Origin of the sequence: Lysinibacillus sp. KU-BSD001 (assembly GCF_042920265.1) — a bacterium.
Classification (GTDB): Bacteria; Bacillota; Bacilli; order Bacillales_A; family Planococcaceae; genus Lysinibacillus_B.
In genome coordinates, this window is sequence record NZ_JBDQZI010000005.1 from 232,974 (window position 1) to 249,637 (window position 16,664).

16 protein-coding genes are annotated in these 16,664 nt (G+C 37.1%); 5 read left to right on the forward strand and 11 right to left on the reverse strand.

Features of this window, described 5'->3' with window-relative positions; all coding sequences use genetic code 11:
* Positions 1-17: 17 nt before the first annotated feature.
* Positions 18-1,352: a DUF2252 family protein gene (locus tag AAGS61_RS10235; RefSeq protein ID WP_391371021.1), complete on the reverse strand. Its 1,335-nt coding sequence runs from the start codon at positions 1,350-1,352 to the stop codon at positions 18-20.
* Between the two features lie 193 nt (positions 1,353-1,545).
* Positions 1,546-2,640, reverse strand: coding sequence for a saccharopine dehydrogenase NADP-binding domain-containing protein (locus AAGS61_RS10240; RefSeq protein WP_391371023.1), 1,095 nt, complete (start codon positions 2,638-2,640; stop codon positions 1,546-1,548).
* A gap of 433 nt (positions 2,641-3,073) precedes the next feature.
* Between AAGS61_RS10240 and AAGS61_RS10245 the strand changes: the two genes are divergently transcribed.
* Positions 3,074-3,871: a DUF169 domain-containing protein gene (locus AAGS61_RS10245; RefSeq protein WP_391371026.1), complete on the forward strand. Its 798-nt coding sequence runs from the start codon at positions 3,074-3,076 to the stop codon at positions 3,869-3,871.
* A gap of 52 nt (positions 3,872-3,923) precedes the next feature.
* On the opposite strand, the gene AAGS61_RS10250 is transcribed toward AAGS61_RS10245, so the two are convergent.
* Positions 3,924-5,396 carry an ATP-binding protein gene (locus tag AAGS61_RS10250; protein ID WP_391371028.1) on the reverse strand — a complete coding sequence of 491 codons (1,473 nt, stop codon included), beginning with the start codon at positions 5,394-5,396 and terminating at the stop codon, positions 3,924-3,926.
* 33 nt (positions 5,397-5,429) lie between these two features.
* On the reverse strand, positions 5,430-6,242 hold the full coding sequence (locus tag AAGS61_RS10255) for a ComEC/Rec2 family competence protein (protein ID WP_391371031.1): 813 nt from the start codon (positions 6,240-6,242) through the stop codon (positions 5,430-5,432).
* A 175-nt stretch (positions 6,243-6,417) separates the two neighbouring features.
* Between AAGS61_RS10255 and AAGS61_RS10260 the strand changes: the two genes are divergently transcribed.
* The 4 genes from AAGS61_RS10260 to AAGS61_RS10275 all read left to right on the forward strand — a co-directional run bounded on the left by AAGS61_RS10260 (position 6,418) and on the right by AAGS61_RS10275 (position 9,782).
* Complete coding sequence (locus AAGS61_RS10260; RefSeq protein WP_391371033.1) at positions 6,418-7,101, forward strand: response regulator transcription factor; 684 nt, start codon at positions 6,418-6,420, stop codon at positions 7,099-7,101.
* Between the two features lie 72 nt (positions 7,102-7,173).
* On the forward strand, positions 7,174-8,097 hold the full coding sequence (locus AAGS61_RS10265; RefSeq protein ID WP_391371036.1) for an ABC transporter ATP-binding protein: 924 nt from the start codon (positions 7,174-7,176) through the stop codon (positions 8,095-8,097).
* A complete protein-coding gene (locus AAGS61_RS10270) occupies positions 8,090-8,872 on the forward strand; it encodes a hypothetical protein (protein ID WP_391371039.1) in 783 nt (260 codons plus the stop codon). The genes AAGS61_RS10265 and AAGS61_RS10270 overlap by 8 nt, the downstream gene beginning before the upstream one ends.
* A gap of 16 nt (positions 8,873-8,888) precedes the next feature.
* Positions 8,889-9,782, forward strand: coding sequence for a sensor histidine kinase (locus tag AAGS61_RS10275; protein ID WP_391371042.1), 894 nt, complete (start codon positions 8,889-8,891; stop codon positions 9,780-9,782).
* A 64-nt stretch (positions 9,783-9,846) separates the two neighbouring features.
* On the opposite strand, the gene AAGS61_RS10280 is transcribed toward AAGS61_RS10275, so the two are convergent.
* The 7 genes from AAGS61_RS10280 to AAGS61_RS10310 form a co-directional block, all read right to left on the reverse strand.
* A complete protein-coding gene (locus AAGS61_RS10280; protein ID WP_391371045.1) occupies positions 9,847-11,034 on the reverse strand; it encodes an MFS transporter in 1,188 nt (395 codons plus the stop codon).
* 136 nt (positions 11,035-11,170) lie between these two features.
* The gene (locus AAGS61_RS10285) at positions 11,171-12,460 is read right to left on the reverse strand and encodes an arsenic transporter (protein ID WP_391371048.1); all 1,290 of its coding nucleotides are present in this window, start codon (positions 12,458-12,460) and stop codon (positions 11,171-11,173) included.
* Positions 12,461-12,465: 5 nt separating this feature from the next.
* The gene (locus tag AAGS61_RS10290; protein ID WP_391371051.1) at positions 12,466-12,774 is read right to left on the reverse strand and encodes an ArsR/SmtB family transcription factor; all 309 of its coding nucleotides are present in this window, start codon (positions 12,772-12,774) and stop codon (positions 12,466-12,468) included.
* Between the two features lie 217 nt (positions 12,775-12,991).
* Complete coding sequence (locus tag AAGS61_RS10295) at positions 12,992-13,879, reverse strand: metal ABC transporter permease (protein ID WP_391371054.1); 888 nt, start codon at positions 13,877-13,879, stop codon at positions 12,992-12,994.
* On the reverse strand, positions 13,876-14,751 hold the full coding sequence (locus AAGS61_RS10300) for a metal ABC transporter permease (protein WP_391371057.1): 876 nt from the start codon (positions 14,749-14,751) through the stop codon (positions 13,876-13,878). The genes AAGS61_RS10295 and AAGS61_RS10300 overlap by 4 nt, the downstream gene beginning before the upstream one ends.
* A gap of 11 nt (positions 14,752-14,762) precedes the next feature.
* Positions 14,763-15,491 carry a metal ABC transporter ATP-binding protein gene (locus tag AAGS61_RS10305; RefSeq protein ID WP_391371060.1) on the reverse strand — a complete coding sequence of 243 codons (729 nt, stop codon included), beginning with the start codon at positions 15,489-15,491 and terminating at the stop codon, positions 14,763-14,765.
* Between the two features lie 9 nt (positions 15,492-15,500).
* Positions 15,501-16,421: a metal ABC transporter solute-binding protein, Zn/Mn family gene (locus AAGS61_RS10310; protein WP_391371063.1), complete on the reverse strand. Its 921-nt coding sequence runs from the start codon at positions 16,419-16,421 to the stop codon at positions 15,501-15,503.
* Positions 16,422-16,664: the final 243 nt, after the last annotated feature.

Here is a 16,664-nt window from a genome sequence, read left to right on the forward strand (position 1 = left end):
ATACGGCTATTATTATGTCATGCTTGCTCGTTCTTTACTTCCTTAGATACTTCGCCATACTGAAGTTCTGAATATTTCTGCTCTGCCCATTCCTTGAATAGGTCATAATCGCTATATACCATTTTCTTATAGTGCATGGCTTGTAATACGGTACTTTGTACAAACATTTCGTGATGCTGGCTAATACGCTCTAAAATTTCGTCCTCGCTATGGTAGGTAAAAACATCTGAATAATCGATATCTGCTCGCGCATGAATTTTCGCAGCAATTTTGCCCATGATTTCTGCTGTTACGATATAATCATCTAAAGATTTATAATGCTTCGGCTTCACTTTTTTCTTATAGGGCGAACGTTCACGTACATAATATTCTTGCCCGTCCATCGTAACATATGTGAGGTGTGGATCCTCCAAATGGTGCATCGCTTTTTGCGTACCGACAGCACGCGCTCCTTGATGTGCAAAAGCCGACCAAAATCTTTCGGAGTAACGCAAGAAATACGCTGGAATAGCTGTACGAACTTCCTTCATTTCAAGCACTAGGTCTTCTTCCCCTGCTGCGTCCTTTTGTCCTTCGACTAAAATATAAAAGCGCTTTAATCCAATCGATGCAGTACCAGAACCGTATTTTAGTGCAATATCTTTAATTTCGTACTGTGGTAATACATCTTTAATAGCTGCAAACATTTCTGCCGATACAGGATGTACCTCTTCACTCCAGACAAATACACGCTTTCCGTCTCTGACTTCTGTTATATCTTCGAGTAAATGCGTACTTTTCCGTTTTTCAAGCTTCTTTAAAAGTTTCTTAATCGGTCCCTTTGTATTAGCCTTTGTAAAGTTTAGTGTAAAGGCATCCTCTTTTTTTAGCTGGAATCGTTTGAGTTGGTTGATGTAGCTATTTAAAAAGGATTCAATGACCTGCTCTTGTGCGGCTTCTTCCACTTGCTGTTCGTCCATGTATAAACCGATACTGACACTCATGCGAATTAAATCATATAAGTATGAGCCTACATACCCTTCATCGAAATCATTGACGTCATACACAATGTCCCCTTTTTCATTTTGAAAGGCACCGAAATTATCCATGTGCATGTCGCCCATAATCCACGTTGGTTTTGTATCAAGCGAGTGGAAAATAGATGGCGTTTTTGTCACGTCATAATAAAATAAATAAGCCGATCCCCGATAAAAACGAAATGGGCTTTCAAGCATTTTTTTATATTTTTCTACCCGTTGCTCATCCGTGAGCTGCATACATTGCTCATCAAATTCATTAAAAATTGTTGCGATTTGTTGTTCTCGTAGAGCTACTCGCGTATTGCGTACACGTGATAATAAAGCTTCTTCCATTATTACTCCACCTTCCGTTTTTTCAGTTAGTTATGTATTATCATTCGAGATATTGAATTTATTTTAGCATCAAACGGAATATTTTGGGTGTTTTTTGAAAGCTTTATTATTCAATTATGCTATAACAAATTTTTTAGATAGCGTTCCCTTAATAAAAAAGCTGTTTTGTCTATTGAAAAAATGTTCCGGTTAGTTAAAACTTCATTTCATAAGTGTAACGTATTTCACTGTCTAAAATGGATAATATACCATCTAAATCAAAAAGCTGTTCTATATAATGTACACCTGCTGGATAATGATTTTGGGTTAACTTATTGCCTATTATCGAAGCGACATTCCCTGTTATCTCTGTATTATTTGAGCCAAACAATACAGATTCAATGCTTCCTTCTTTCCCCTCAATTTCTCCATGTACTTCCACTTTAATTAAATAGTCATTTGAGCCGATGTTTAATTTATCAAAAATATACAATGCTCCCGTAAATGACTTCATAAAAATAATTTTAAAGAATGTATATTTTAGTAGCTTAAAAGCCCCTAACTTTTTTAGTATTGCTAATTCTTTTGTTGCAAAGGCAGAGTCATAGAAAAAGCGAGAAGATACGTTTTTTAAATCCAGGGTTTTAGTGACAATATGTTGATCTGCTAAGTCAAATCTATAAGCAGTCCTTTTTCCATACTTCTTAGGTAACTCTACATATTTCCCATCAGTAAAACTACTTACATGCTTCTTTTGACCATTTTCAGAAATTGAATAATGATTATTTATATTATTTAGCAGCCACTCTATTCCATCATTTCCGTGCTTTTCACCAATTCCGAGCATGAGATACATATCCGTACTGTTCACTTTATTAACTTGATTGACTAATTTTTTTACCATTAAGTTTGATAAACCTGGGGCTAAGCCTACACCTAATACTAAGGTTGTTCCACATTCAAGTGCTTTACTATGAAGACTTTCGATTTTTGATAGGATTGTATAAGAAGGTGAAATATCTATATAATGCACTTTATTGTGTATACACATTTCAACGAAATTAGTATTTTTTTGGTCGAGGCACATTATGACTAACTGTGTATTTATAAATACTTCATCGGATGCTTCCAAATTATAAATATCTAGATTCATTGGCAGAACCTTCTCATTCATAGATATAGCAAATCTTTTTGCCTTTTCGAAATTTCTACCAGCAGCAATGACTTTTCCGGGATAAATTTTGGAGAGAGTTTTACAGATTACACTGCCGACTTGGCCATACCCACCGATTACTAAAATATTTTTCATTAGAATCCCCTACTTTCTCATAGTTCCTTTATTAATTTAACATAAAATACCATTTAAAGATTGATATTCTACCTATATTTAAACAAAACGCTTTCCAATCCGCGTGAGAAAAGCAAATAGTCTACTAAACAGAGAGGAGCAAAAAGTAGTATACGACTATTACATTCGAAAAGGATATTCCATTAGATTCATTTATTCTTTACGGTCAAACGGAATCAAAATTCGTTTATTTTGATGAAGCGATTCATGTAGACATACACTCTAACTGAACATCTTCATTATTTAATAGTAAAAATCTGTTAACTTAAATATTCCCTGATACATTCTATTCAAAAGGTTGTCATTATCTATAAATCCCCTGTTATTTATTTCTAAAACTATTTGATTATTATTCTGAATTGTTAGATAATTTTAAATACAAGGGGGGGGTTTTATGGAGACAGTATCTCAAACAGCATACAACTGGACAGAAATTGCTGCGGATTTACAAGATTTATTGCGTTTAAAGGCAACACCTGTTGGCATGAAAAAGTATGCATCAACAGAAGAAATGGAGGCCGTTCCAAAAATCAGGCGTCCGAATAAACGCTATTTATTCGACCAAATCGTCGCACAATCTGTTCGCCTCGGCTTTACAATGGGGGTGACAGCTGAGGATTTAGCAATGAAGCAATGTGGTGCCATTTTAGGGTTGATGCCACAAGACGAAGATTTTTATTCTGGCGAGGCAATGGACGGTGTTTGGTTCGGTACACGGGAGGATTCAGCGAAGCATCAAGCAAGCTTAGATGTTATTCCTTATGGTACGTATAAGGCGTTAGCCATTTCACCGTTAGCATCTGGACGGATTCAAAATCCAGATATTTGCTTAATTTACGGCACACCGGGGCAAATGATTCTGTTAATCAATGGCTTACAGTGGGTGGGCTTTAAAAAATTCGAATGGAGCGTTTCGGGTGAAAGCTCGTGTGCTGATTCTTGGGGACGAGCATTAGCTACTGGAGAACCGAGTCTTTCGATTCCCTGCTATGCAGAACGACGCTTTGGCGGTGTGTTAGACGAGGAAATGCTCATGGCGATTGCCCCTGCGGATTTAGTAAAAGGAATCGAAGGGATGAAAAAGCTTTCTCGCAATGGGCTTCGTTACCCGATTCCACCTGTTGGCATTCAAGCAGACGCAACCGAGTCACTAGCGCCGATTTATCCGAAATGGGTACAACCAAATTCATAATAAAATGCCCGTTAAAATGATTCAACCATCATTTTAACGGGCTCTTTTCTCTCTATTTCTCTTCATAGTGTAATATGCTCAGAATCTTTTCCAACACAGTTGGGTTATTGATGACGACAAGGTGTAATTTTTTTCTTACTCTTATCAGGTTTTGATAAAGCAGTTTCATTACATCATAATGCGAATTAAATGTTGATAATTTTTGATTAGATTTGTAATAGAAGCGCTCGTTTAATGTAGCAACTACATAGTCATATTCCTCTCCAAGTACATCACTTCTATCCTCCGAAATAGCGCATTGACAGTGATCCAGATTTGGAGATGAATAATCAATAACTTTCCAGCCTTCATTTTCTAAATACGATAAATAGCTTTGTGCCTCATCATAAGATGAAAAATACTGAATCATAATATTGGAATATCGCTGTCTAGGAGAGCGTTTCGATAAATCAAATAAATGATGAATAAACGCATGCATTTCTTTATTGTATCTGATGACGGTTTTTAACTCATATTTTTTAGGTTGCAAACGCGCTTCTATAAACTCAGCGATACTATGATTGGATGACATAAAACAATAATGAAGATCTAAAGAGAAAATACATTTGATCTTTACATGCTTTGTAAGTTCTAGAAACTTTAAAAGCTCCACCTTTTCAAGATGTTGTGCTTCCACAAAAATGATAACATCATAGCTACTTATATCATTCGTTTTCTCGTTAAAGGAATGGATAGGCTCGATTGTCCAATCGTATTGGTCTCTCAGTTTCTTATGCCCTTTATTAAATTTTCCACAATGAAGAATCAGTACATTTTCCCCGTTTTGCATATACTCTTTGGCTATATCATAAGTCAGAAGGGTCTTCCCTGTCCCAGCACCACCCTCAATCATTATAAAAATCGAATGTTCTATAGGATGGTAACTGAGTATTTCCTTTTTAAATGCATTTTGCTGCATTGTTAAAAAGTATTCATTTTTTAAAAAAGCTTCTGGCGCCTCGTATAGCGATATGAGGTAATGAATCGGGTCAAATAAATCATGGAGGTCTTCTATTTCTTTTACCTGTTGCTCTTGTAATTTATTCATTAAAAAATCAAGCTTTACTTCTTTGATCGCCTTCGAGTCTACTAGCATATATAGTTTTTTAGTAGATGCTACAAATGTAAAATTGTAAACCGGTACATCTAAAAACTTTAAATAATATTGATTTTGAATCAGCTGCTTTGTTATTTTCCCTTTTGTACTTTCGCGCTTTAATTCGATATTAATCACACTATTGTCGCCTATTCGTAATAAATCGAATTCCTTGCTAATTTGATTAATTTTAAACCCTACATAAAAGTGATTAAAAATATCCGTTATTCCAGTGATTGTAATCATTTCATGGACGAATGTATGCAAATCCTTCAACTCATTGACTCTGACAAGTGGTCCCATACCAAATTTACTTATATATTTTTTAAAAGGTATATCATTTAAATCTTTGTGCGCACTCAATAAAGATAATAGATTGATTGATTTCATATTATACGTTCCTTTATAGGTGGAATAGAATAACTATTGCTGAATAACAAGTGTTTCCCCATCCGTTGCCACTTGGATATCGCCATTTCTGGTCACATAAACTTCTGCGCCAATTCCCTCTAATGCCGTAACGGTTCGAATATCTTCCACATTTTTATCTGAGCTTGTAATGACTGCATATGTCGGATGAATGGTTTCGATAAATGCTTCTGTTAATTCATGATAACGACCATGATGCGGCATCTTCACGAGATCAAACGGTCTAGCTAAGTCTGCATTCCTTAATAATTCCCTCAATCGGGCTTGCTCCGCATCTCCTGCAAATAGCATGCTAATCTTGTTATAATCAAGCGTAGCAACAATCGAATAATCATTATCTCCATTATATGCTGTATTTTCTGCGGGGTATAATGTGAGTGTCTGGTCATCTAATATAATTTCAATCATTTCTGTAAGTTTTATAGGCTCTAGTCCCTTATTCGTCATAGTTGCCATAAATTTAGTTGTTTGCTTACTATCACTTTCATAATTAGCCGTATAAACGGCATCGATTTCTACATTTTCAACAATTTGATCTGCTCCACCTACATGGTCTTTATCAAAATGTGTGATAATGAGTGCATCTAACTTCTTGATTTGATTGACTTTAAGGTAGTTTAAAATTTCTTCTCCATCATCGTCTTCCCCTGCATCAATTAATATATGATGATCGTTGTATGAAATTAAGATGCTATCTGCTTTCCCTATTTTAAAAATATAGAGCGATAACGGGGGTGTATTATTTGAAGTGCTACTACAGCTAGTTAAAATAAGCCCTGTTAATAATAGCAACAGTATTTTTTTCATAACAAATCCCCCTCTACTTAGGTGGTACGTACCTGGTACAAAGGTGGTACTTCGCTGGTACGTACCTGGTACCATTCAAGTTCATAGTTCATTATACTGGCATTTGTAGATGTACTATATCTTTATCTGAAATTTTGTATAATAAAGCTATTATTTTTAGTAAGGTGTGACATGTATGGTAAAGATTTTAATTGTTGAGGATGTTGAAGACGTAAATGCTATGTTGAAAGAACTATTTACAACGTCAGGCTATCAGGTATTTTGTGCATTTGACGGCCTTCAAGCACAGCAAATTTTCATGCAAGAATCGATTGATTTAGTATTGCTTGATATTATGTTGCCCTATAAAAGTGGCGATGAATTATTAAAAGAAATTCGTACTATTTCAGACGTACCTGTTCTGATGATTTCTGCCAAAGATTTAGTATCCACCAAAATTGATTTACTGCGACTTGGGGCGGATGATTATATTACAAAACCATTTGATTTAGGTGAAGTACTAGCAAGAGCTGAAGCTGCTCTTCGTCGTGCCAACAAAACCAAATTACAGCCAAAAAAGCTACTATTTAAAGGGATTGAGCTAGATGATGAAGCGAAGCGAGTATACATTGATGGACAGGAAGTGGTACTGACGGCTACGGAATACGCCCTGCTTTCGCTATTTCTTCATCATCAGGAGAAAGTGTTTACAAAGGCAAACTTATATGAATCCGTATGGCATGAAGACTATTTAGGTGATGACCATATTATTAAAACTCATATTAGCAATTTACGAAATAAGTTAAAATCAATTAATCCTGAAACAGACTATATTGAAACGATTCGTGGGCTTGGGTACCGACTAAATCAATCCTGCTGAATCTATACGTCATCTTTACCTTAACTTTACCTAGCGTCTTTATATTAGACATATGAAAGGACGGTAGATTAGATGAACAACCCAATTTTGAAAACAACGAATTTATCCAAAGCATTTAAAAAACATCAAGTGCTCGATCACGTCTCCATTGAATGCAAACAAGGACGAATTTACGGATTAATCGGTGTCAATGGTGCAGGTAAAACAACACTCATGAAATGTATAACAGGGTTTAGTTTTCCTTCGAGTGGCTCGGTCATGTTATTTGGTGAAAATAATCAAAAGAAAATGCAACAGGAACGTACTCGTATCGGTTGCATGATTGAATCTCCTGCCATTGAGCCAAATATGACAGCGAAAGAAAATTTAACGTTTCAACGTTTACTGCGCGGCATTCCAAATGAAGAAATCGAACAAGAATTGCTTGAAACGGTCGGTCTTGCTCAGATAAACAAGAAGAAAGCAAAGGACTTTTCTCTTGGAATGAAGCAACGTTTAGGCATTGCTATTGCCCTTCTCTCTAACCCAGAGTTGCTTATTTTAGATGAACCGGTGAATGGACTTGACCCTATTGGTGTCGTGGAAATTCGACAGTTACTGAAAAGACTTTGTGAGGAACGTCAATTAACGATTTTAATTTCAAGTCATAACTTGCCCGAGCTTTACCAAACCGCAACGGATTATATTTTTATTCATCAAGGAAAAGTCGTGAAACAAATAACACTTGACCAACTAGATGAAGCATGTAGACAATATATCCGCATCGAATGTGAAAATCCTGCTCATTGTGCCAGTGTATTGGAAAGCAAGCTTCAGACGACAAACTTTAAGGTAATGCCTAATGGGATGATTAAACTATACGATTGCTTACAACAGCTCGGGCATATTTCAACGACGCTTGTGCATGAAGGTGTTATATTAACAGCCTTTAATCTACAAGGGGATACATTAGAAAATTATTTTTTAGCACTAATTGGAGGTGAGCAGCATGTTTAATTTACTAAACGCTAACCTCTATAAAGCACGTAAAATGAAAACAATTTGGATGCTCCTTGCTTTAAGCATTTTTTGTGCCACTATGCTACTGATTATTGCTTATGGTGTCGGCAATGGAAAGATGGACACAAGTGTAAGCAGTATCGGCTTTTTGTTTTCAGACATGAACATGCTGACAATTATTGGGGCTATTTTAGCCACCTCTTTAATTGGGACTGAATTTGAAACAAAAAATATTCATCATCCTATTATTAGTGGCTATTCTCGATTCCAAATTGTAATGGCAAAAGCATTCACCTATTGGATGTTACTAATTATCTTGATTACCCCATTTTTAATAGCATCGATGATTGCTTTACTGTCAGGAGAGACTTTTAGCTTAGGTCCTAATCTAGCAGGCTTTTTAAGTATCGTAACATCAGATATAGATGCTGCAACACCGAAAGTCATTTCTGTATTAATCGTGATGACAGTTGTCTATTTGGCGCAGCTTTCATTTGCTATCTTTTTAGCCTTTTGGTTGAAAAAAGCGATATTCGTCATTACATTGTACTACATGTTTTCCGCATTAACAGGACAAATTGCTATGTATCCTGATACATTTACAATATTAAATAAGCTCATTTCATTGACACCATTTAACGGCGAGTTTATTGTGATGAACCCATCTCTAACAAGCGGTGAACTAACAACAGCTCTAATTATATCGATTATTTTTATGGGGATTATGACTGCACTATCATGGATATATTTTAGGAAAGCCGAAGTAAAATAAGGAGGTTTGGAAGATAATGTGGTGGTTTGGAATAGTGATTGCTGTGACGTGTATTTTCTATATCATCTATTTACAAAAGCAACTACGCAATGTAAATCGACAACTAGCACATCGTCTCCAACAAAAATCGGAGCAGCTCATTCAAATTCAACTGTTCGACGACGATTTAAATGAGCTCATTAAAAATATCAATCGCTTAATGCAGAATGAACAGGAGTCCCGACTTTCAAGCAAACGTGAGGCAAGATACTATAAAGAAATGGTTTCAAACATTTCACATGATTTTCGGACACCATTAACAGCGGTGAAAGGCTACCAGCAATTACTTTTACAAGATACATTATCTGATGAACAACGTGCTAAATTGGTCGTCGCCCAAAAGCATGTCCTCCGACTGGAGCAGTTAGTCGAGACATTTTTTGAATATTCTTATTTGCTAAGCAGTGAAGAACAACCTACATGTCAACGCATTATAGTAAATCAATTAATTATTGAAACAGTGGCTGGAGTGTTTACACAACTAGAGGAACGTGGTTTAGCGGTTTCGCTCCCCTCAGACAAGATGCAAATTGTAATGTATTCAGATGAAGAAATGGTGGTACGAATTGTACAAAACTTGCTAAGAAACTGTATTGCTCATAGTAATGGCAACGTTGAAATTAATTATTGGCAAGACGATATACATACGTTTATTACTTTTAAAAATCCGATTGAAGTGAATGATGTCGCTGATCCTAATATGTTTTTCAATCGCTTTTACACAACAGACCGTACAAGAAGAAAAAATACTGGGTTAGGGTTATCGATTGTCCGATTGCTTTCTGAAAAATTAGGTGGAAGTGCAATAGCCCAGATTGAAAATGGTCAGATTATTTTTACAATCACGCTTAAAAACCGAGTGGATGATTGAAAGGTGGCACGTACCTGGTACAAAGGTGGTACTTCACTGGTACGTACCAGGTACCATTCACAATTCACACGCCCCTTTCCTCTTTTACAAAACTCATACAGATAGGAGCAATGATTGTGACAGCCCCAATTACAGTAAAGGCGGTCCCCCAGCTAAATGCATCTAATAAAAGTCCGAAGAGGAGCGGTGAAAAAATAGTCACCGTATACCCTAATACGGACTGCACACCTAATGCTAAACCTAGTATTTCCGGATCACATACCTCACCAATCATTACATTATAAATGGGAGAATCAGCTACAATCGTAAAACCATACACTAAAACGATAAGTAACATAAGTACAATCGGAATGTTACTGAGCCAGCCTACCGATAAAGAACAGGCAATACTTATGATTAAAAAGAGATTGGCTATTTTCACTCTTCCGAAAGCATCAGATAGCCTACCTCCGATATATGTAGCGATCCCACCAACCATAATAACAATTGCCCCCGCTAAATTACCATAGCGAATGGCCTCTGTTTCTTCAAAGCCTTGCAGATGAAAATAATACACGAGGAATGGGCCAATCCACGCCCACATCGCATAAAGTTCCCATGAATGCCCTGAGTATCCTGCATTCACAAGTAAATTTCGCTTCCGAAAAACCTTCTTAAAAATCCCCCAGCTTAGCTTTAACGGATGCTGAGAATTTCTTGAAAATGGAATGTTTAATTTTAGAACAATGTAACCGGCGATTATACTAAAAAAAGACGTGACAAGAACAACACCGCGCCAGCCAATCGTCTCAATGAGTAAGCTCGATACAAGTAACGAAAATCCAGACCCCATGACTAAAGAACCGACATAAATACCAACCGCTTTCCCTCTTTCATACGGCGCAAAGAGACTTGACAGCAGTCTAATACCCGGTACGTAAATACCAGCAATACCAATCCCTGATAGCATTCGTAACAATAAACCTGTCCAAAACCCTTGCACTAAAAAGGTAAACAGCACGCCGGCAATTCCAGCAGCAAATGCACCATAGATGATAAAATACTTGGGATGATATTTTTCAATTAAAACACTATAAACAATAATAGCTAACACATAACCAATCTGAAAAAATGCAATAATAATCCCAGATTGGGAAGCTGTTAAGTTCCATTCTTTTTCAATATACGGCATCACCGCAGAAAAATTAAACCACACTTGCATCGCTAAAAATTGGGCAAATGACATAAACCATAATACGCGATGGTTGCTCAAACTCTAGCCTCCTTTGCATTACAAAATCGGGACCATGTACATTGTGAATTCAATGCTAAAATGATAAATCCTTCTTTTAAATAAAGTAAAATGCAAGATTGCTAATGGATAGCAACCTTGCATTTTTGTTTCTTCTTCATAATAGCAACAACGTAATATATAAACCAACTAACGTGATAAATAGAATTGGAAGCGTTAAAACAATACCTGTTTTAAAGTACGTTCCCCATGAAATTTTAATCCCTTTTTGTGATAAAACGTGAAGCCAAACGAGCGTTGCAAGCGAACCGATGGGGGTAATTTTCGGTCCTAAATCCGAGCCGATGACATTCGCATAAATTAATGCTTCTCGAATGACACCTGACGTATTGGTTTCTGCTATAGCTAGCGCATCAATCATCACCGTCGGTAAATTATTCATTACTGACGATAAAAAGGCAGCAATAAAGCCCATCGCAATCGTTGCACTAAATAATCCTTCGTTTGCGGCTAGTTCAATGACACTTGCTAATACGTCCGTTAAACCTACATTTCCTAGACCGTATACAACCACATACATACCGATGGAGAAAAATACGATGTTCCATGGTGCCCCTTTAACAACTGCGGTTGTATTGACAGCTGGACTTCTTCTCGCCATTATTAAAAAGAAGATAGCCACTAAACTGACTACAAATGAAACGGGTACGCCTGTCCACTCACTTGAGAAGTATCCAATGACCAAAATACTCAGTACAATCCAAGATAACTTAAACATACGCTCATCTCGGATTGCCGTGCGCGGCTCTTTTAACATCGACAAATCGTAATGTTTCGGGATAGATTTTTTAAAGTAAATGAGTAATACCGTAATGGTTGCGAATAATGAAAAGAGGTTCGGTATAAACATGCGAGATGCATATTCTACAAATCCAACATTAAAAAAATCAGCGGATACAATATTCACTAAATTACTAATGACAAACGGTAGTGATGTCGTATCTGCAATAAAGCCACTGGCCATGATAAATGGAAAAATCATCTTTTCTTTAAATTGAAGATTTCTTACCATCGCAAGAACAATGGGCGTTAAAATAAGAGCTGCACCGTCATTTGCAAACAATGCCGATACAACTGCTCCAAGTAAACTGACATACACAAACATTTTAATACCATGCCCTTTTGCGGCACGTGCCATATGTAACGCTGCCCATTCGAACAGCCCTATCTCGTCGAGAATAAGTGAAATTAATATAATGGCAATAAACGCTAATGTAGCATTCCATGTAATATCGACCACATCTAATACGTCGTTCACATCAACGACTCCTACAAGTAATGCAAGAAGTGCTCCTGCACAGGCAGACCAACCAATGTTTAGTCCCTTTGGCTGCCAAATCACAAACACAAGTGTTGTGATAAAAATAAAACTTGCTAAAACGACCATCAAAGTTACTCCTCTATTTCACAAATTTTGCAGTTACATGTTGTCAGTGGTGTAATTTGAGCAAGGATTCCTTCCATTAAAGGAGTTTGTTCTTCTTTAATTCGGTAATGCTTCCATGTACCCACTTTACGTTCTATAATGATGCCTGCTTCTTTTAATTTACGTAAATGCTGACTGACTGCTGGTTGTGAAATGCCAAGTATATCAACAAAATCACAAACACACACTTCCCCTTTCTTTAAACAAGCAAGGAGTTTTAAGCGGTTTTGGTCCGCCACCGCTTTCAATTGTTTTTCTAGGAACTGGATATCCATATTGCCCTCCTTATATAACCATTCACTTATGTATGCTATAAAAAAATAAAAACACCACTATGTCACGATGTACTTATATTATACGTATTTATATTAGAAATCAACGTCTATTTGAATAGAAGAGATGTATACGGAAAGGCCAAATTTTCCGCACACATCCTTAATAAGGGTCTATTAAGTACTGTCGTTGTAAAGATTATGCTAAAGGTTTTTTTTACTATACGCTAGAATCTCGTTCTGTCACATTTAACATCGCAACTGCTTTTTTATTTAACCGTTGATTTAGCTTATCAATAGCAAATGTGACGATAAAAATAACTCCAACGGCGGTCGCCATCATTCCCGCAATCGAGGTATCTAACCATTTGGCGACATAATAGCCGATGATTGCTGAGGCAACACCGAAACTCGTGCTCCATATAAACATTTGCTTAATCGATTTACTAATTAAATAGGCCGTTGCTGCTGGACCAATCAGCATCGCCACAACTAAAATCGCTCCGACACTATCGAATGCAGAAACCGTTGTTAACGAAATTGTTGTCATAAAGCTATAATGTAATAGGACAACTGGTAAGCCAATTGTTGCCGCATAGACAGGGTCAAATGTTGATAGCTTCATTTCCTTGTAAAATAGAACAAGAAATGCAATGTTAATGACTAAAACAAGTAGCAACATCCAAACTGCTTTTGGCATTGTAATCGATAAAAATGTCCATCTATCCCACGGAACAAAGGCAATCTCCCCCATTAATACATGCTCTACATCTAAGTGAACATTCCCTGCAAATAATGTAATGAGTAAAACACCTAATGCAAATAACGACGTAAACGTCACACCAATCGCTGCATCTTCTTGAATACCTGAGGATTGTAGTAACTGTACTAAATAAGCGGTCAAAATCCCTGCAACTGCTGCCCCAACTAACATCCAGAACCCACTCAATGATTGTGTGACAATAAAGGCCATCACAATCCCAAATAATACGGTATGACTAATGGCATCTGCAATCATTGACATTTTACGAAGGATTAAAAAGACGCCTGCTAATCCACATGTAATCCCGACTAAAACCCCCGTTAAAATTACCCAAAATTCAATCATGATACGTCACCCTGCTGCTGAAATTTCTTTTTTCGTATATACTTGCTTAACTGTCCAGATTTTGGACTAAATACGTATGAAATGAAAAAGATCGTTGCTGCAAACAACACGATAATCGGGCCTGTCGATAATCCTGTACGCATCGAACTAATGAATGTACCAGCAACACCTGCTAATCCACCCGCAATGCCGCTAAACAATAACATTGTATTTAGTCTTTTTGTCCATAGCTTGGCACTTGCTGCCGGGATAATGAGTAGTGCGGACATTAAAATAACACCGACCGCTTGAATACCTGTTACGATTGTCATGACAATGAGTGCCATTAAACACGCTTTTAACGCCTCTATCGGTAAACCGATTCCCTTCGCATAGACGGGATCAAAAATCATGAGCTTCCATTCCTTGTATAGTAAAAGGCTGACGAGTATAATAATCATCGCACTAATAAAGAGCCAAGTTAAATCTGCTTTTGTCATCGTCGCTGCTTTCCCAAAAATAAAATCATTCAACCCGCTTTGATTGCCTAATGGACTACGGTTGACAATCGTTAATAAAACAATACCTATACCAAAAAATACAGCTAATACTAGCCCGATTGCTGCATCTGCCTTTAGCTTGGAATACGTCACAACCCATTGAATGCAGTAAACCGAAAGAGCAGACGTGACAGCAGCGCCAATCATTAAAACGGGTAGCTCTTTTTGTCCTGTCAATAAAAAGGCTAAAGCTATACCTGGCAATGCAGCATGTGCTGCGGCATCACCGACTAAACTTTGCTTTTGTAAGAAGGAAAACGCCCCTGTAATACCAGCTGCTATACCTAGAAGCATTGTTCCAATTAGTACCCACAATAGATTTCCGGATAACATAATGTCCCTCCTTACATCGCTTCCATCATTAATAATTTCCCACCATATGTTTGCTGTAGTTTTTCAATCGTAAAGATTTCATCTGTTTTACCTGCAGCTAAAATTGTTTTATTAAGTAAAATCGTATAATCAAAATACTCTGTTACGGTTTGTAAATCGTGATGGACAACAAAAATACTTTTACCTTGTGCCTTTAAATTTTTTAAAATATCAATAATTGTTTTTTCTGTTGCGGCATCGACCCCCGCAAAAGGTTCATCTAAAAAATAGACTTCTGCATTTTGTGCGAGCGCTCTAGCGAGGAACACGCGTTGCTGTTGCCCCCCTGAAAGCTGCCCAATGGACCGATCCGCAAAATCTTGCATACCAACACTCATTAAAGCTTGCATCGCAATTGTTCTGTCTTGCTTTGTCGGACGCTTAAATAAACCTCGATGTCCGTAACGCCCCATTAATACTACATCAATAGCGGTTGTTGGAAAATCCCAATCAACGGCATTTCGCTGTGGTACATACCCAACCACTAAACTTTTTGGTGAAAAAGCCTTACCTAAAATAGCTACCTTCCCAACCTTGTTCGGTAATTGGTTCAATACCGCCTTCAAAAAAGTTGATTTTCCGGCGCCATTCGGTCCAATAATCGCTGCTAAATGGCCAATTGGCACTGATACACTGGCATTTTCAAGTACCGTTTTTTTGTCATAAGCAACCGATAAGTTTTCAACAACTAACGCTTCCATATCCTTCACCTACTTTAATGAATCGACAATAGTGTCGACGTTATGTTTATACATGCCTAAATATGTCCCTTCCTCTGTTCCTTCAGCACCCATGGCATCCGAGAACAACTCACCGCCAATTACAATGTCATGCCCCTTTTCCTTTGCTCCTTCAATGACTGCTTTCATCGCCTTATCTGATACACTAGACTCTACAAAGATTGCTTTAATATTGTTTTCTACTAAATAGTTCACCATATTTTGTACATCTTTTACGCCATACTCAGAATCCGTACTTAAGCCCTGCAAACCTCGTACATTAAATCCTTGGCTCTCACCAAAGTAGTTAAATGCATCATGTGCGGTTACTAAAATGCGCTGTGATGCTGGTACTTCTTCAATACGGGCCGCTGCATATTCCTTTAATTCATCCAATTGTGTTAAATAAGCTTCTTCATTTGCCTCAAAAGCATCTTTATATTCAGGATATTCCTCGACTAGCGTATTGCCAATCACATCGACAACTTCTTTCCATAAATCGATATCAAACCAAATGTGCGGATCATGTAATGATTTATTTTCTTCATCAGCTAATAGTGTATTTTCATCTAATTGCTCTCCTACCGCTAACACTGTTTTTTCTTCGGCCATTTGGTCAAAAATATCTTGCATCTGTCCTTCTAAATGTAAGCCGTTATAAAAAATGACTTCTGCTCCATCTAGTTTTGTTAAATCACTTTGCGTCGCTTTGTATAAATGAGGATCTACACCAGGGCCCATTAACGTTGTCACTTGTAGATGCTCTCCGCCAATGATTTTAATGGCATCTCCAATTTGTCCTGTTGTTGCAACAACAATTCCTTCTTTCTCCTCGTTTTTTGATCCTTCTTCCCCCCCGCTGCATGCTGCTAACAATAAAGATAGTCCTAAAACTCCTAAAAAACGTTTCAATGTCTTTTAAGCTCCTTTTCGCTCATTAAAATTTTCCGAACCACATATCGCCAGCTAATCCAGATAACAAAAAATAACGTGGCAATCGTTACCGATTTTGTTATGAGCCAAATGAGTAATAAGATAAGCCAGAAAATACATAACAAGACCATTGAACCGTCATTTATCATAATAATCAGTCCTTTTCACTAACGATAATATGTTTCCTTAAGGAAAAATATATGCTAAAACGAAACAAAATGC